16 protein-coding genes and 1 pseudogene are annotated in these 16,685 nt (G+C 67.1%); 8 read left to right on the plus strand and 9 right to left on the minus strand.

Annotated elements, in window-relative coordinates:
* Window positions 1–328 precede the first annotated feature (328 nt).
* Window positions 329–1,400: pseudogene (locus tag BX604_RS32955) on the minus strand (AraC family transcriptional regulator ligand-binding domain-containing protein).
* Between the two features lie 76 nt (window positions 1,401–1,476).
* On the opposite strand from BX604_RS32955, the gene BX604_RS32960 reads away from it, so the two are divergent.
* A complete protein-coding gene (locus BX604_RS32960; RefSeq protein ID WP_098554955.1) occupies window positions 1,477–3,510 on the plus strand; it encodes an NADPH-dependent 2,4-dienoyl-CoA reductase in 2,034 nt (677 codons plus the stop codon).
* Between the two features lie 177 nt (window positions 3,511–3,687).
* On the opposite strand, the gene BX604_RS32965 is transcribed toward BX604_RS32960, so the two are convergent.
* Window positions 3,688–4,092, minus strand: a complete 405-nt coding sequence (locus BX604_RS32965) for a DUF2471 family protein (protein ID WP_098554956.1) — start codon at window positions 4,090–4,092, stop codon at window positions 3,688–3,690.
* 151 nt (window positions 4,093–4,243) lie between these two features.
* On the minus strand, window positions 4,244–5,137 hold the full coding sequence (locus BX604_RS32970) for a LysR family transcriptional regulator (protein WP_098554957.1): 894 nt from the start codon (window positions 5,135–5,137) through the stop codon (window positions 4,244–4,246).
* A gap of 86 nt (window positions 5,138–5,223) precedes the next feature.
* On the opposite strand from BX604_RS32970, the gene BX604_RS32975 reads away from it, so the two are divergent.
* Window positions 5,224–6,003, plus strand: a complete 780-nt coding sequence (locus tag BX604_RS32975) for an NAD(P)H-dependent oxidoreductase (protein ID WP_098554958.1) — start codon at window positions 5,224–5,226, stop codon at window positions 6,001–6,003.
* Between the two features lie 138 nt (window positions 6,004–6,141).
* On the opposite strand, the gene catC is transcribed toward BX604_RS32975, so the two are convergent.
* From catC to BX604_RS32990, 3 genes are read right to left on the minus strand one after another with little or no spacing between them, the layout of a single operon-like run.
* Entirely contained in the window at window positions 6,142–6,432 is a 291-nt protein-coding gene (catC, locus tag BX604_RS32980; RefSeq protein WP_059448784.1) for a muconolactone Delta-isomerase, read from the minus strand.
* Window positions 6,433–6,475: 43 nt separating this feature from the next.
* On the minus strand, window positions 6,476–7,378 hold the full coding sequence (catA, locus tag BX604_RS32985) for a catechol 1,2-dioxygenase (RefSeq protein ID WP_098554959.1): 903 nt from the start codon (window positions 7,376–7,378) through the stop codon (window positions 6,476–6,478).
* 36 nt (window positions 7,379–7,414) lie between these two features.
* Entirely contained in the window at window positions 7,415–8,548 is a 1,134-nt protein-coding gene (locus tag BX604_RS32990) for a muconate/chloromuconate family cycloisomerase (RefSeq protein ID WP_098554960.1), read from the minus strand.
* 91 nt (window positions 8,549–8,639) lie between these two features.
* Here BX604_RS32990 and BX604_RS32995 point away from each other — a divergent pair, with 91 nt between their 5' ends.
* Window positions 8,640–9,530 carry a LysR family transcriptional regulator gene (locus tag BX604_RS32995; protein ID WP_098554961.1) on the plus strand — a complete coding sequence of 297 codons (891 nt, stop codon included), beginning with the start codon at window positions 8,640–8,642 and terminating at the stop codon, window positions 9,528–9,530.
* Between the two features lie 158 nt (window positions 9,531–9,688).
* Here the strand turns inward: BX604_RS32995 and andR are convergent, their stop codons facing one another.
* Complete coding sequence (andR, locus tag BX604_RS33000; RefSeq protein WP_098554962.1) at window positions 9,689–10,645, minus strand: anthranilate 1,2-dioxygenase regulatory protein AndR; 957 nt, start codon at window positions 10,643–10,645, stop codon at window positions 9,689–9,691.
* A 213-nt stretch (window positions 10,646–10,858) separates the two neighbouring features.
* On the opposite strand from andR, the gene andAc reads away from it, so the two are divergent.
* From andAc to BX604_RS33025, 5 genes are all read left to right on the plus strand, one after another.
* The gene (andAc, locus tag BX604_RS33005) at window positions 10,859–12,130 is read left to right on the plus strand and encodes an anthranilate 1,2-dioxygenase large subunit AndAc (protein ID WP_098554963.1); all 1,272 of its coding nucleotides are present in this window, start codon (window positions 10,859–10,861) and stop codon (window positions 12,128–12,130) included.
* 14 nt (window positions 12,131–12,144) lie between these two features.
* On the plus strand, window positions 12,145–12,621 hold the full coding sequence (gene andAd / locus BX604_RS33010; RefSeq protein WP_014900133.1) for an anthranilate 1,2-dioxygenase small subunit AndAd: 477 nt from the start codon (window positions 12,145–12,147) through the stop codon (window positions 12,619–12,621).
* A gap of 16 nt (window positions 12,622–12,637) precedes the next feature.
* Complete coding sequence (andAb, locus tag BX604_RS33015) at window positions 12,638–12,964, plus strand: anthranilate 1,2-dioxygenase ferredoxin subunit AndAb (protein WP_098554964.1); 327 nt, start codon at window positions 12,638–12,640, stop codon at window positions 12,962–12,964.
* Window positions 12,954–14,174, plus strand: coding sequence for an anthranilate 1,2-dioxygenase system ferredoxin--NAD(+) reductase (andAa, locus tag BX604_RS33020; RefSeq protein WP_098554965.1), 1,221 nt, complete (start codon window positions 12,954–12,956; stop codon window positions 14,172–14,174). Before andAb ends, andAa begins: the two co-directional genes overlap by 11 nt.
* Before the next feature lie 171 nt (window positions 14,175–14,345).
* Window positions 14,346–15,632, plus strand: coding sequence for a DUF445 domain-containing protein (locus BX604_RS33025; RefSeq protein ID WP_098554966.1), 1,287 nt, complete (start codon window positions 14,346–14,348; stop codon window positions 15,630–15,632).
* 48 nt (window positions 15,633–15,680) lie between these two features.
* On the opposite strand, the gene BX604_RS33030 is transcribed toward BX604_RS33025, so the two are convergent.
* Together BX604_RS33030 and BX604_RS33035 are read right to left on the minus strand one after the other, a co-directional pair.
* Window positions 15,681–15,980: an addiction module antidote protein gene (locus BX604_RS33030; RefSeq protein WP_096505596.1), complete on the minus strand. Its 300-nt coding sequence runs from the start codon at window positions 15,978–15,980 to the stop codon at window positions 15,681–15,683.
* A gap of 3 nt (window positions 15,981–15,983) precedes the next feature.
* A complete protein-coding gene (locus BX604_RS33035) occupies window positions 15,984–16,322 on the minus strand; it encodes a type II toxin-antitoxin system RelE/ParE family toxin (protein WP_098554967.1) in 339 nt (112 codons plus the stop codon).
* Window positions 16,323–16,685 lie beyond the last annotated feature (363 nt).

Raw genomic sequence — 16,685 nt, forward strand, 5'->3', positions numbered from 1 at the left:
TCGACGCGGGCTAGGGCCTGTTCACGCTAATAACGGGCTTGCGCTGGCCATCAGAAGGGCCGAGCGCAAGGAATGCGACGAAGCGAATACTCAACGTATTCGTGAGGAGCATGACGCGGCGATCGGCCCTTCTGATGGCCAGCCCCACGAATGAATTTTCCCAAACAGGGGAACGTGCCTTTCCGCCCGTATGGCGGCGTCGTTCGTCGTTGCAATAGCTACGGCTATTGCGCCTCCTCGCTCCTTGCCCTACGGGCGGAAAGGCACGTTCGCAAGCCCGTTATTAGCGTGAACAGGCCCTAGGACGCGTCTTCGGCCCTCCATGCCGTCAACCCGTCGCCGCCTCCCGGTACGCACTCGGCGTTTGCCCGGCCCACCTGCGGAACGCGCGCGTGAAATTCGCCGGGTCGGTGAATTGCAGCCGCTCGGCGATCGTCTTCAGGTCGAGATCCGATGCGGACAGCAGTTGCTTCGCGTCGCGAAACCGCGCTTCGTCGAGCAGTTGCCGGTAGCTCGCCCCGGCTTCCTCGAGCCGGCGCCGCAGCGTGCGGGTCGATACGAGCAGCGCGTCGGCGAGCGCTTCCGGGCTCGAATAGTCACCCGCGCTTTTCGCCAGTTCCGCGCGCACGCGCTCGACCAGATCGCCATCCTCCTGACGCACCTGCGCATACTCGCGCTCGACCTGCACGAGCGCCTGCCGGTGCGCGACTTCGTCGGCGAGCGGCAGCGGCCAGTCGAGCACGTCGTGCGCGATCCACAGCGCGTTGGCCGCGCAACCGAATTCGACCGGCGGCAACTGGCCGCGATAGCGCGCGAAATAGTCGGGTTCCGGCCATGTGAAGCGCAGCGCGATCGGCGGCGACGCGCGCCCGGACCACTGCGAGATGTTCTGCGCGAGCCCGGTCAGCACGAACTCGAACATCACGTGATGCTGCAGCACGGGGCTCGCCTGCACGCCGTGCAGTTCGAGCGTCGCGCCGTGCTCGTCCTCCGCATAGGTCAGACGATATTGGCGGTTGCGCATCCGGAAGTAGCGTTGCGTGACGACCAGCGCTTCGCGGATGTCCCGCGCGGTCAGCGTCGCATAGCCGAGAAAGCCGTGCACGGTCGGCTTCAGCAGCAACCCGAACGCGAGCCCGATGCCGGCGTCGCCGCCGACTTCGATCGCGTTGAGCACGAGCCGCCCCCATTGCGACGGCGCGACGCGCGCATCCGGTTCGGCCAGCACCGCGTCGCGCAGCCCGGTGCCGGCGCGTACCGCGGCCAGGTCGACGCCACGCGCGGCCAGCGCTTGCAGCAGCAGGCGCGTATAGGCGACCGGAATCGTCGGCCGGCGCAGCCCGAGGTGGTCCTTGCGTGGCGGGGAAGTCATGTCGTTTTTGGCCGGAAATGACAAGCATTATGGCTGTTTGCCCCCTCACGTTCAAGGCGGCGCGCGGCCTACGATGACACGCATCGCTTACCGGCAGAATCATCATGACGACCTCCTTTCCCCACCTGCTCGCGCCGCTCGACCTCGGCTTCACCACGCTGAAGAACCGCGTGCTGATGGGCTCGATGCACACCGGCCTCGAAGACAGCCGCAAGACGCTGCCGCGGCTCGCCGACTATTTCGCAGAACGCGCGCGCGGCGGCGTCGGGCTGATCGTGACCGGCGGCTTCGCGCCGAACGTGGCCGGCTGGACCAAGCCGTTCGGCGGCACGCTGATGACGTCGGCCGGTGCGCGGCGCCATCGCGTGATCACCGATGCCGTGCACGCGGACGACGGCAAGATCGCGCTGCAGATCCTGCATACCGGCCGCTACGGCTATCACCCGTTCGCGGTCGCGCCGTCGAAGATCAAGTCGCCGATTTCGCCGTTCACCCCGCACGAACTCGGCGCGCGCGGCGTCGAGCGGCAGATCCGCGCGTTCGTCCGTTGCGCGCAGCTCGCGCGCGAAGCCGGCTACGACGGCGTCGAGATCATGGGTTCCGAGGGCTACCTGATCAACCAGTTCATCTCGATGCACACCAACAAGCGCACCGATCAGTGGGGCGGTTCGTACGAGAACCGCATCCGCCTGCCGATCGAGATCGTCGAGCGCACGCGCGAAGCGGTCGGGCGCGACTTCATCCTGATCTACCGGCTGTCGATGCTCGACCTGATCCCCGACGGCAGCGACTGGAGCGAGACCGTACAGCTCGCGAAGGCGGTCGAGCGCGCGGGCGCGACGATCATCAACACGGGGATCGGCTGGCACGAGGCGCGCGTGCCGACGATCGCGACGTCGGTGCCGCGCGGCGCGTTCGCCTGGGTGACGAAGAAGATGAAGGGCGAGGTCGGCATCCCGCTCGTCACCACCAACCGGATCAACCGGCCCGAAGTGGCCGAGCAGATTCTCGCGGACGGTTGCGCGGACATGGTGTCGATGGCGCGACCGCTGCTTGCGGATGCGGAGTTCGTCGTCAAGGCTGCGCAGGGTCGCGCGGACGAGATCAACACCTGCATCGGTTGCAACCAGGCGTGTCTCGACCACGCGTTCAAGAACAAGATCGCATCGTGCCTGCTGAATCCGCGTGCCTGTCACGAGACGGAACTGACCTACACGCGCGCGCCGCAGCCGAAGCGTATCGCGGTGGTCGGCGCGGGGCCGGCGGGGCTTGCGTGCTCGACCGTGCTCGCGCAGCGCGGGCATCAGGTCGACCTGTTCGATGCGGCGTCGGAGATCGGCGGCCAGTTCAACATGGCGAAGCGGATTCCGGGCAAGGAAGAATTCGATGAAGCGCTGCGCTACTTCGGCCGGCAAGTCGAGCTGACCGGCGTGAACCTGCATCTGAACCGGCGCGTCGACGCGAGCGACCTGATCGCGGGCGGCTACGACGAGATCGTGCTCGCGACCGGCGTCGCGCCGCGCGATCCGAAGATTCCCGGGCAGGACGGGCCGAACGTGCTCAGCTATATCGACGTGCTGGCCGGCCGGCTGCCGGTTGGCCGGCGCGTCGTGGTGGTCGGCGCGGGCGGGATCGGCTTCGATGTCGCCGAATATCTGGTGCAGGACGGCGAGTCGCCGACGCTCGATCTGGACGAATGGAAGGCCGAGTGGGGCGTGACCGATCCGGCCGTGACGCGGGGCGGCGTGACGCGCGCGCAGGTCGCGGCGCCCGCGCGCGAAGTGACGCTGCTGCAGCGTAAAGCCGCGCCGCTCGGCAAGGGGCTCGGCAAGACGACCGGCTGGATTCACCGCGCGACGCTGAAGATGAAGCAGGTAAAGATGATCGGCGGCGTGAACTACGAACGGATCGACGCGCGCGGGCTGCACGTGTCGTATGGCGAGCAGCGTACCGATCACGCGTGCATCGAAGCCGATACGATCGTGCTCTGCACGGGGCAGGAGCCGCAGCGCGCGCTGCTCGCGCCGCTGCAGGCGGCCGGGCGCCCGGTGCACCTGATCGGCGGCGCGGAACTGGCGGCCGAGCTCGATGCGAAGCGCGCGATCGACCAAGGGTCGCGGCTCGCGGCGCGGTTGTAACGGGCGTGGCTTCGGGCGAGGGTACGAAGCGTCGTTGCGCGGCGGTAGCCTGCGTGCGCGACGCTTCGCGACTGTCATGCGGCTGCATCGGCATGTCGGTGCAGCCGGCAGAACGGAACGGACATCCCGCGTCGCCGCGCAACGGGGCGACGCGATCCCGCCACCGCCCGGCGCGCGTCAGGCCGCTTCGGCCCGTTCTTCCTCTTCCGCTTCGAGCATCGCCTTGACGATCAGGTAGACGGCCGGCAGATCGTCGTCGTCGCGACGCCAGTCGACCGGTTCCTCGACGTCCGCGGCCACCAGGCGGCTGTCGCGCAGCCGGATGAACGCATCGACGACCGTCGGATCGTTGCGGTTCAGGAAACCGGAATTCGAGAACGCGAGTTCTTCGACGTTCAGCAGCGCCTGCCAGCTCATCGTGCGGACTGCGGCCGGATGGGTGCGGCGTCGCAGGCCGAGCGCGCGCTGCGCGGGGCCGCCGACGACACGCTGCAGATCGACGACCGCCCGCTGCGCGGCGCGCTCGAAGTGGGCCGGGTTGAAGCCGGGTTGCTCGGGATCGAATGCGGATGACTGGAACATGGTCGCCTCACAAAAGTCCGTCTCGGAATGACGGAATTCGGGTCAAATGGCACGGAAACACTGTGAATATATACAGTGGTCGGCAGACTTGCAAGCCCTCGATGACAGCAGGTGTCAGCCCCGGTGCCAGCCGCCCCGCAAGCGGGCCGAGTCAGACCGATGCCGCGATCGTTTCCCGCAGCCACCGGTGCGCCGGATCGCGATGCGAGCGCTCGTGCCACAGCATCGACATTTCATAGCCGGGCACCTCGACCGGCGCGTCGACCACGCGGAGTGCCGGCGCATCGCGCACCAGCCGTTCGGGCAGCATCGCGACGAGGTCGGTCTGCGCGACGGCCGACACGACGAATAGGAAATGCGGCACGGACAGCGCGACGCGGCGCGTGACGCCGCGTTCGGCGAGCGCCTCGTCGGTCACGCCGAAGAATCCGCCGCCGTCCGGCGACACGATCACGTGTTCGAGCGCGCAGAACTGCGCAAGCGTGGGGCGCCGCTTCAGCTTCGGATGGCCGGCCCGGCCGACGAGCACGTAGCGCTCGACGAACAGCGGCAGGCGCCGCATCCCTTCGGGCGACCCTTCCGTCGTGTGGAACGCCAGGTCGATCCCGTGCTGTTCCGCGTCCTTCTCGATGCGCGGGGGCACGAGTTCGACGACGGCGAGCCGCGCGCCCGGTGCCGCGGCGCGCAGCGCGGCGAGCGCGGGCAGGATGATGGTCGACTCGCCATAGTCGGTGGCGGCCACGCGCCAGGTGTGCGTCGCGATCGCGGGATCGAACGGCGTGGCCGGCAGCACCGCGCGCTCGATGGCTTCGAGCGCTTCCCGCAGCGGTTCGCGCAGCGTTTCCGCGCGCGCGGTCGGCCGCATGCCGCGCGGCCCGGGCAGCAGCAGCGGATCGCCGAACGCGTCGCGCAGCTTCTGCAACTGCACGCTGACCGACGGCTGCGCCATGTTCAGTTTCTCGGCCGCGCGCGTGACGTTGTGCTCGGCGAGCAGCACGTCCAGCGTCACGAGCAGGTTCAGATCCAGTCGCCTGAGATTGTTCATCGCTATACCTGGAATATCAGGAATTCATTTCCAATATACCTTCGGCGCCGGCATCCTGCATTCATTCAAGCCATGGAGTACCGAACATGAATGTGCTGATCGTTTATGCCCACCCCGAACCGCGTTCGTTGACCGGCGCGCTGCGCGACTTTGCCGTCGAGCATCTGGAGGCGGCCGGTCATGCGGTGCAGGTGAGCGACCTGTACGCGATGAACTGGAAGGCCGCGTTCGACGCGAACGATGTGACCGATCGTGCGCCCGATGCGCGTTTCGATGCATCGCTCGATTCGAAGCGCGCGTTTGCGGCGGGCACGCAAAGCGCAGACATCGCGCGCGAGCAGGAGAAGCTGAAGTGGGCCGACGCGGTGATCCTGCAGTTCCCGATGTGGTGGTTCTCGATGCCGGCGATCATGAAGGGCTGGGTCGAGCGCGTCTATGCGTGCGGTTTCGCTTACGGCGTGGGCGAGCATTCCGATACGCACTGGGGCAATCGCTATGGCGAAGGCTCGTTCGCCGGCAAGCGGGCGATGCTGGTCGTCACGGCGGGCGGGTGGGCGTCGCATTACAGCGCGCGCGGCATCAACGGGCCGATCGACGACGTGCTGTTCCCGATCCAGCACGGGATGCTGTATTACCCGGGCTTCGACGTGCTGCCGCCGTTCGTGATCTATCGCACGGGCAAGATGAACGACGCGCGCTTCGAGCAAACGCGCGCGGCGCTCGGTGAGCGTCTCGATACGCTGTGGACGGCGAAGCCGATTCCGTTCCGGCGGCAGAACGCGGGCGATTACGAGATTCCGGCGCTGACGCTGAAGGCGGAGATCGCGCCGGAGCGGGTGGGGTTCGGCGCGCATCTCGATTCATAGGCGATCCTGACGATCGCGATGCGCGGGCGGCCATGACGGCATGCGAAGCGACGCGGGCGACCTGCAAGAAACGGCAGGCCGCCCGCGTCGTATCGAACGGAATGCGGCCGTATCGGTACGGCCGCGATTCGTCTCTGCTTACCGATCGTCTTCCCGCACCGAAGAAGGATGCCGGCACAGCGCCCGCACTTCCATCTCCATGTACGGAAACAACGGCAGCTGGCTCAGCACGTCGTGCAACTGCTGCACGCTCTCGACATCGAAGATGCTGACGTTCGCATACTGCCCCGCGATCCGCCACAGATGTCGCCAGACTCCTTCGTTCATCAGCCGCTGGCACATCGCCTTCTCTTCGGCCTTCAGCGTGGCCGCCTTGACCGGATCCATGTCCGCCGGCAGACGGACGGTCATTTCCACATGAAACAGCATTCTGTACTCCTTGCGTTATCGGTGCGTCGGACGGGACGGCCGCTCAGGCCTGCGCGCGCACCCGCTCGACGTCGCTCGCCGGCACGTCCTGCTTGTCCTTGAGCAGCGAGAAATCGAAGTCGATCAGCGCGAACTGACCGTCGACGCCGTACGGTTTGCCTGCCGCGCCTTCGGCCTGCTTGACCGCCGGGATCAGCCCTTCGCGGGTCGCGAAGGCGAAGTCGTCCCACAGGTGCGGATCGCCTTCGATGTTGATCTGCGTCGTCAGCTTACGATATCCGTCCGCGGAAACGAAGAAGTGAATGTGCGCCGGACGATGACCGTGACGGCCGAGCTGGTCGAGCAACTGCTCGGTCTTGCTGCCCGGCGGCACGCTGTAGCCGACCGGCAGCACGCTGCGGAAGCTGTAGCGGCCTTCGGCGTCGGTGCGGATCGAGCGGCGCAGGTTGAACGCGGGCTGCGACTGGTCGAAGTACGAGTAGTTGCCCAGATGGTTCGCGTGCCATACCTCGACCAGCGCATTCGCGATGGGCGCCCCGTCGTTGCCGAGCACCTGGCCGCGCATGATCAGCGCCTGGCCCGGCTCGGTGCCGTCGTCGAGGCGTGCATGGCCGACCGATTCCGGTGCGCCGGCGACATACAGCGGCCCCTCGATCGTGCGCGGCGTGCCGCCCTGGATGCCGGCCTTCTCCTCGGCTTCGTCCATGCGCACGTCGAGGAAGCGCTCGAGCCCGAGGCCCGCGGCGATCAGCCCGAATTCCCGGCCGGCTTCGTTCAGGTAGTTGAGCGCGGTCCAGAACTCGCTCGGCTGCACGTCGAAGTCCTCGATCGTGTAGCAGATGTCCTTCACGATCCGGTTGACGATCGCGCGCACGCGCGGGTTGCCGGGCTTTTCAGCGGCGTCGTCGAAGGTCTTCAGCAGGGCGTCGATGGCTTGCTTGTTCATCTGTGTCTCCGGTTTCGGTTGTCGTGTCGTGTGGGATCAGCGGGCGTCGCGTCGCATCCGTTCGATGCGGGCCCAGTCGAAGGTAATGCCGAGGCCGGGCGTCGCCGGCAGGTGCAGCTTGAAATCCTCGTAGCGCAGCGGCTCGACGAGGATTTCCTCGGTGAGCAGCAGCGGGCCGAACAGTTCGGTGCCCCATTTCAGCGAGCCGAACGTGCTGAACAGTTGCGCGGACGCCATCGTGCCGGCCGCGCCTTCGAGCATCGTGCCGCCGTACAGGTCGATGCCGGCGGCCGACGCGATCGACGCGACGCTCGCCGCACCGAGCAGGCCGCCCGATTGCGCGATCTTCACCGCGAACACGTCGGCCGCGCGGTCCTGCGCAAGCGCGAATGCATCGACGGGGCCGTGCAGCGCTTCGTCGGCCATGATCGGAATCCGCGCGAGCTGCGTGAGGCGCTTCAGCCCCGCGCGGTTGGTCGCGGCGATCGGCTGCTCGACGAGGCTGACGCCGGCATCCGCGAGCCGTGCGCCGGCCCGGATCGCGTCGGTTTCGGTCCATGCCTGGTTCACGTCGACGCGCACGTCGCCGCGCTCGCCGAGCGCGCGCTTGATCGCGATCACGTGCGCGACGTCGTCGTCGACCGCGTTCGAACCGATCTTCAGCTTGAAGGCGCGATGCCGGCGCGCTTCCAGCATCGCCTCGGCTTCCGCGATGTCGCGCTGCGTGTCGCCGCTCGCGAGCGTCCATGCAACGTCGACCGCGTCGGTCGTGCGGCCGCCGAACAGTTCCGACAGCGGCACGCCGAGGCGGCGCGCCTGCGCGTCGAACAGGGCGGTTTCGATCGCACACTTCGCGAACCGGTTGCCCTGGAACAGCTTGCGCGCACGCGCCATCGCGGCACCCGGGCGCGTCGCGTCCATGCCCTGCAGCAGCGGCGCGAAGTACGTGTCGATGTTGACCTTGATGCTCTCGGGGCTCTCCTCGCCGTACGCGAGACCGCCGATCGTGGTCGCCTCGCCGACGCCTTCGATACCGTCCGTGCATCGAATTCGGACGAGCACGAGGGTCTGGCAATTCATCGTGGCGACCGACAGTTTGTGGGGCCTGATCGTCGGCACGTCGACGAGCAGCGTCTCGATGCGTTCGATGGTGGCGGCAGTTGCTATCATGCGATTCCTCCTGTTGGTGCACATGGTAGGAATTCCCACCCGGCGTCGTCCAACACTCTTTCCGACTACTTCCATACCTTTGAGGCATGAAATGGAATTGCGTCAGCTCCGGTACTTCATCGCCGTCGCGGAGGAAATGAACATCACGCGGGCGGCGGAGCGGCTGCACATGACGCAGCCACCGCTGAGCCGCCAGCTCCAGGCGATCGAGGACGAGGTCGGGTTGCCGCTGTTCGAGCGCGGCGCGCGACCGCTGAAACTGACCGACGCGGGGCGCGTGTTCTATGCGCAGGCGATGCGCGTCGTCGAACAGGCCGACGAGCTCGGCCCGCTGACGCGGCGGCTCGCGCAGTTGTCGGAGCGGATCGTGATCGGCTTCGTGCCGTCGACGCTCTACGGCGCGCTGCCGGACGTGATTCGCGCGTTTCGCGAGCGGTGGCCGGGCGTCGAGCTGTCGCTGATCGAAATGTTTACGCTCGAACAGCTCGGCGCGTTGAAGGGCGGGCGAATCGACGTCGGTTTCGGCCGCCTGCGCTTCGACGACGACCAGCTCGTGCGCGAGGCGTTGATCGAGGAGAAGCTGATCGCGGTGCTGCCGCTCGGGCATCCGCTCGCGGATCCGGACCGGCCGCTGACGCTCGCGGACATCGCGAACGAGACGCTGATCGTCTATCCGAGCACGCCGCGGCCGAGCTACGCGGACCAGCAACTGTCCGCGCTGCGCGACGGCGGCTTCGTGCCGGCGGCCGTTCACGAGGTGCGCGAACTGCAGACGGCGCTCGGGCTCGTTGCCGCGCAGATGGGGGTATCGCTGGTGCCGGAGAGCGTGGAGGGGGTGCGTGTGAAGGGCGTCGTCTACCGGCGGCTGCCGGAACCCACGGCGACTTCGCCGATCATCATGAGCCGCCGGCTGCATGGCGAAAGCGCGGCGACCGCCGCGTTCTGCGCGATCGCGCGGGAGATGATCGTGCCGGCGGCGTGAAGATCGCCCGACGTCCGCTGACTTAACTGCAACTAACGGTCAATTTCGGCGTCTGCGGCCGAATCCGGACAGCGCGTCGTCAGACCATGCGTATTGGCGGCCCGGATGGCCGGCCGGCAAGCCGTGGGCAGGGCGGCGAGTCAATCCGCGCTGACCGCTTACCGCTTCCCGTCGAGCGTCTCCGACGGCGACTCGCCGAATTTCTCCCGATACGCGATCGCGAAGCGCCCGAGGTGCGTAAACCCGCAATCGAGCGCGATATCGGCGATGCGTCGATCGGACGCCGCCCCGCGCAGCAACTCCCGCGCATGATCGAGCCGCGTTGCGCGCAGGTATTGCATCGGGCTCATCCCGCGGAACTGCAGGAATGCATCCCGCAGCGTCCGTTCCGGCACGTTGGCGGCCTGGACGATGTCGGCGAGTTGCAGCGGCTGCGCGTAGTACGCGTTCACGAACTCCTGCGCGCGCCGCACGAAGCCCGGCGCCGGATCGTGCCGGGCACGCAGCGCCGACGGCGGGTGGCCTTCGATCAGCAGGTCGATCAGCAGGTGCTCGAGCTGCGACCCGACGCGCGGGTTCGCGTTCGCGCGTTCGAGCAGCTCCGGCGAGCGGGCGACGAGCATCAGTTGCTGGCGCCACGCGGTGAGCGCGGCGTCGCTGACGTGCAGCACGGGGTCGAGCGTTGCGCGCGGGTCGCCGGTCAGCGCGCCGACGGTTGCCGCGTCGATGCGCAGCACGAACTGCTCGCAGTCGGCGGACAGCACGGCGTCGAAGCGCTCGCCGGGCGCGCACAGCACGCCGGTCTGCCCGTCGACGCCGAGCCGGCGCCCCATCGCGTGCACTTCGGCCTGCCCGGACAGGCAGAACATCAGCAGGTAATAGCCGTCGACCGCGTCGACCTGCACGCGCATCGCGTCGCCGAATGCGATGGTACCGATCCCGAGGCCGCCGAGCCGGACGAAATCCATGTGCGACGCGCCTCGCACGCGGCCGCTCGGCAGTAGCGCGTGCGGCTGCATCACGCGCGAGATTCGCTCGCGCGTCTCGTCGAGATCGCGGGATTCGAACAGCCGGTGCGCGCGCAGCGCATGCGGTTCGAACGACGTTGGGGACATGGGCATCGGCCTTGGTATGGACGCGGGCATCGATCCGACGAATGGGTCGCGATCGTCGTGCGGCGGCGCGCGTGTGTCGCCATGCTAGCGCAGAAATCCGCCGAAAGTGGATATTGCACCGCCGCAATCGCACTTTCCGGATAGACGCGGAATATTAGCTTTTCAAAAATCAGCTCCATGCAATCAACGAAACGGAACCACAAGGAGTCCGACATGGAGCAGACAGAATCGCCCGTCGTATTCGCCGCGCGCGACGACGCGTCCGACGTGCGTTTTCCGCACGACGACGGTTCGCGCGTGCCGTACAAGGTGTTCAGTTCGCAGGCGGTCTACGATCGCGAGCAGGAACGCATCTTCCGCGGCCCGACCTGGAACTTCGTCGCGCTGGAAGCGGAAATCCCGAATGCCGGCGACTTCAAGAGCACGTTCGTCGGCGACACGCCGGTGGTCGTCACGCGCACCGAGGACGGCACGCTGTCCGCCTGGGTGAACCGCTGCGCGCACCGCGGCGCGCAGGTGTGCCGCAAGTCGCGCGGCAACGCGAGCTCGCACACGTGCGTCTATCACCAGTGGAGCTTCGACAACCAGGGCAACCTGCTCGGCGTGCCGTTCCGGCGCGGCCAGAAGGGGATGACCGGGATGCCGGCCGACTTCGACCCGAAGCAGCACGGGCTGCGCAAGCTGCGCGTCGACAGCTATCACGGGCTCGTGTTCGCGACCTTCAGCGACGACGTGATGCCGCTGCCCGACTATCTCGGCGAGCAGATGCGTCCGTGGATCGACCGCATTTTCCACAAGCCGATCGAGTATCTCGGCTGCACGCGCCAGTATTCGAAGTCGAACTGGAAGCTGTACATGGAGAACGTGAAGGATCCGTATCACGCGAGCATGCTGCATCTGTTCCATACGACCTTCAACATCTTCCGCGTCGGGATGAAGGCGCGCTCGATTCCGGATGCGAACCACGGGCTGCACAGCATCATCACCGTGACGAAGACGGGCGACGACACGTCGGCCGCGTACAAGCAGCAGAACATCCGTTCGTTCGACGAGGGTTTCCATCTGGAAGACGAGTCGATCCTCGATCTCGTGTCGGAATACGACGAGGACTGCACGAACCATATCCAGCCGATCTTCCCGCAGCTCGTGATCCAGCAGATCCACAACACGCTGGTCGCGCGCCAGATCCTGCCGAAGGGGCCGGACAATTTCGAGCTGATCTTCCACTTCTTCGGCTACGCGGACGACACGCCCGAGCTGCGCGCGCTGCGCATCAAGCAGGCGAACCTGGTCGGGCCGGCCGGCTACATCTCGATGGAGGACACGGAGGCGACCGAGCTCGTGCAGCGCGGCACCGTGCGCGATGCCGACGCGACGTCGGTGATCGAGATGTCGCGCGGCAATCCGGACCAGCAGGACACGGTGATCACTGAAAGCCTGATCCGCAAGTTCTGGGTCGGCTACCAGAAGCTGATGGGCTATTGAGGCGGGAGCACGAAATGACGGAAGACATGAAGACGTGGTTCGAGATTTACATGCTCCAGAACCGCTACATCGGCCACCTCGACAACGACCGGCTCGAACACTGGCCGGAGATGTTCACCGAGGACTGCACGTACGAGATCGTGCCGAAGGAGAACGCGGATCTCGGCCTGCCGGTCGGGATCGTCCACTGCACGAACCAGCGGATGCTGCGTGATCGCGTGGTGTCGCTGCGGCACGCGAACATCTTCGAAGAGCATACGTACCGGCACATGACGTCGGGCCTGACGATCGTCGCGGAGCGCGACGGCGAGATCGACACCGAGAGCAACTACGTGGTCGTGCAGACGCGTAGCAACGGCGAATCGAACGTGTACCAGGCCGGCAAGTATTACGACACGGTCGTGCGCACGCCCGACGGGCTGCGCTACAAGACCAAGCGCGTGATCTACGACACGTCGCGCGTGCAGACGCTGCTCGCCACCCCGATCTGACAGGCAAGGAACCGACATGACCGAAGCTACGCTCACCGAATGGCATCCGCTGGGCACATTCGATGAATTCTCCGAAGACGAACCGGCGGCGCGCGTCGCCGGCCAGAAGCCGATCGCGGTGTTCCGGATCGGCGACGAACTGTTCGCGATGCACGACCTCTGCTCGCACGGCCATGCGCGGCTGTCGGAAGGCTACGTGGAGGACGGCTGTGTCGAGTGCCCGCTGCACCAGGGGCTGATCGACATTCGCACCGGCGCGCCGAAATGCGCGCCGATCACCGAGCCGGTGCGGACTTATCCGATCCGGATCGTCGACGGACAGGTGGAAGTCAATGTCGGCTGATCCTTTCGTGATCGTCGGCGCGGGCCACGCGGCGCGCCGCACGGCCGAAGCGCTGCGCGCACGCGACGCCGACGCGCGCATCGTGATGATCGGCGCGGAACGCGAGCTGCCGTACGACCGACCCGCGCTGTCGAAGGATGCGCTGCTCAGCGACGGCGGCGAGCAGCGCGCGTTCGTGCGTGACGCGGCGTGGTACGACGCCGAGCGCATCGAGCTGCGGCTCGGCACGCGCGTCGAGACGATGGATCGCGCCGCGCAGCGCGTCCAGCTCGACGACGGCGCGACGTTGCCGTACGCACGGCTCGTGCTCGCGACGGGTTCGCGGGTGCGGGCGTTCGGCGGCCCGGTCGACGAGGGCGTCGCGCCGCATTACGTGCGCACCGTTGCCGACGCGCGTGCATTGCGTGCGCAGCTTGCGCCGGGGCGACACGTGGCGGTGCTCGGCGGCGGCTTCATCGGCCTCGAAGTGGCGGCTGCGGCGCGGCAGCTCGGTTGCGACGTGACGGTGATCGACCCGGCCGAGCGATTGCTGCAGCGGGCGTTGCCGGAAGTCGTCGGCGCATATGCGCGTCAGTTGCATGACGCGCGCGGCGTGAATTTTCAGCTGGCGACGCTGCCGCGTGCGATTCGTCGTGCGGCGGGCGGCGGTGCGACCGTCGAGACCGATCGCGGCGACGTGCAGGCGGACATCGTCGTGGTCGGTATCGGCGTCGTGCCCAACGTCGAACTCGCGCAGGCGGCCGGGCTCGACGTCGACAACGGGATTCGTGTCGACGCGGGCTGCCGCACGACCGATCCCGCGATCTTCGCGGCGGGCGAGGTGACGATGCACTTCAATCCGCTGCTCGGCCGGCATGTGCGGATCGAGTCGTGGCAGGTCGCCGAAAACCAGCCTGCCGTTGCGGCCGCGAACCTGCTGGGTGCGGACGAAGCCTATGCGGAGCTGCCATGGCTGTGGTCCGATCAGTACGACTGCAATCTGCAGATGCTCGGGCTGTTCGGCAGCGAACGGACGACCGTCGTGCGCGGCGATCCGGCGAACGGGCCGTTCACGGTGTTCGGGCTCGGCGACGACGGGAAAATCGTGGCGGTTGCCGCGGCGAACCTGGGGCGCGACATCGGCGCATCGCGCCGGCTGATCGCGGCCGGGGCGGTGCCCGATCCGGTGAAGCTGGCGGATCCGGCGGTCAATCTGAAGACGTTTCTCTGACGCCGTGCGCGAACGCGTCCCGCGTGGCCGTGTTCGCGTCGGGTGGCTGGAAAGCAAGCGGTAGAAGGCAGCCCGTTCCGGGCGATCGTTGCGGCTCGCGCAGCGGGCGCGGGTTTGTCGCGGGTGGGCGATCGGTGCATATTATCGGCATTTCCATTGCACCGGTCACCCATGACGCCAGACAAAGCCCTCGAACTGAAACGAAGCAAGCGCCGCGCGCTGTGGCTGCTGCTCACCGCCGTCGCGGTGTTCGTCACGACGATCCTGCTGCCGCGCGGCCCGTGGGTCGACGGCGTCAAGGCGGTGGCCGAGGCCGCGATGGTCGGCGCGCTTGCCGACTGGTTCGCGGTGGTCGCGCTGTTCCGCCGCGTGCCGATCCCGTTCGTGTCGCGCCACACCGAAATCATCCCGAAGAACAAGGACAAGATCGCCGACAATCTCGCGGTGTTCGTGCGCGAGAAATTCCTCGGCCCCGACGCGCTCGCCGCGCAGATCCGCCAGCACGATCCCGCGCGGAAGCTCGGTGCGTGGCTCGGCGAGCCGGCGAACACCGACGCGCTCGGCAGCTACGTGACGAAACTGATGAGCTTCGCGCTCGACATGACCGACGACGCGCGGATCCAGTCGTTCGTGCACGACGCGTTCCGCGCGGTGATCGACCGGGTCGACCTGTCGCAATCGGCCGGCGCGATCCTCGATACGCTGACGAAGGACGGCCGCCACCAGGCGCTGCTCGACGATGCGATCGCACAGGTGGTCGACGTGCTCGACAAGGAGGAGAACCGCGAGGTGATCGCGGGCTTCATCGTCGAATGGCTGAAGACGCAATATCCGAAGGTCGAGAAAATCATGCCGACGCAGTGGTTCGGCGAGAACGGCGCACGCATGCTGGCGAGCGCGGTGAGCCGCGTGCTCGAGGGCGTGGCCGACGATCCGGAGCACGAACTGCGGCAGCGCTTCGACCGCACCGTCGTGCGGCTGACGGAACGGCTGAAGCACGATCCCGCCTTCATCGCGAAAGGCGACGAGATCAAGCGCTACATTCGCGACGGCGACGCGTTCAACGAGTATGCGCGCGATCTGTGGGACCAGTTGCGCGCATGGCTGAAGGCCGATCTCGCGCGCGCCGATTCCGCGCTGCACCGGCAGGCCGCGACGCTCGGCGGCTGGCTCGGTGCGCGGCTCGCGGAAAGTCCGGCGCTGCGCGCTTCGCTGAACGAGCACATCGAGAAGGCCGTGCACGAGATGGCACCGGATTTCGCCGATTTCCTGATGCGCCACATCCGCGACACGGTGCGCAACTGGGATGCGCGCGAGATGTCGCGGCAGATCGAACTGAACATCGGCAAGGATCTTCAGTACATCCGCATCAACGGCACGCTGGTCGGCGGGCTGATCGGGCTCGGGCTGTATCTGGTGTCGCTGGTGCCGCGCTGGGCGGGCGGATGGCTGCATTGATGCGGCCGCGGGCATGGCGCCGGCGGTGCGGCGCCGCATGCGGCCGGATCATGCGTGCGCCTTGGTGCCGTGCAGTTGCAGGCCGAGCGCCTTGATGACCTTCAGGATCGTGCCGAAGCTCGGATTGCCGTCGTGCGACAGCGCCTTGTACAGCCCTTCGCGCGACAGGCCCGCATCGCGCGCGACCTGCGACATGCCGCGTGCACGGGCGATCACGCCGAGCGCATGCGCGATGAAGGCCGGGTCGTCGCCGGCTTCCCGCAGACACGCGTCGAAGTACTCGGCCATGTCGTCGTCGGTTTTCAGGTGTTCGGCCGAATCCCAAGGCCGGGTCTTGATCTTGTCCATCGATCACTCCAAATCGAGCCGCGCGAGCATCGCATGCGCGGCGCGGATATCCGCCTGTTGCGTCGACTTGTCGCCGCCGCAGAGCAGGATCACCCATATCGTTGCGCGTCGCACGTAGTAGACGCGATAGCCGGGCCCGTGGTCGATACGCATGTCGACGATGGGCGAGCCGGCGGATTTCCAGTCGCCCGGATTGCCCATCGACAGGCGGTCGATGCGCGCCTGGATGCGGCGCCTGGCGACACGGTCGGACAGGCCGGCGAACCACGCATCGAAGACGTCGGTGGTCCGGATGCTGAATGTAGGGGCACTGTAGGGCACGGCTTGCAGTATGTCAACCATAGTTCACAGGTCGAGGGAGTGGACTTGCCGCTACAGTAGGGCCGCGCGCGTCGTTTGACGCCGGAATGGCCATCAGGCCGACCTTGCCGGCCGTTGGACCCGGCCATCCGGTCGAGGTCGGAATGTCCCGAATCCGTCTACAATCAAAAACGTCTTTGCCGCCCGTGCGTGCTTGTCGCGCGGGTGGATCCGTTTGCCCTCCGTCTCCCGGAGGTGCCGTCGCGCGTTGCCAACCGTGCTTCGCGCGGCGTGTCGTGCCGTGGTCTGTGTCCAGCAGGTAAAGCGTCCGCGTGCCGTAGGCCGGCGCGCGTTCTGAACGCCGCGCGTCCGTAAGCCGGGCAGGCGGCATCAACCGAGGTCCCC

The organism is Burkholderia sp. JKS000303, from assembly GCF_002563755.1.
In the GTDB taxonomy this organism is placed as follows: Bacteria; Pseudomonadota; Gammaproteobacteria; order Burkholderiales; family Burkholderiaceae; genus Burkholderia; species Burkholderia anthina_B.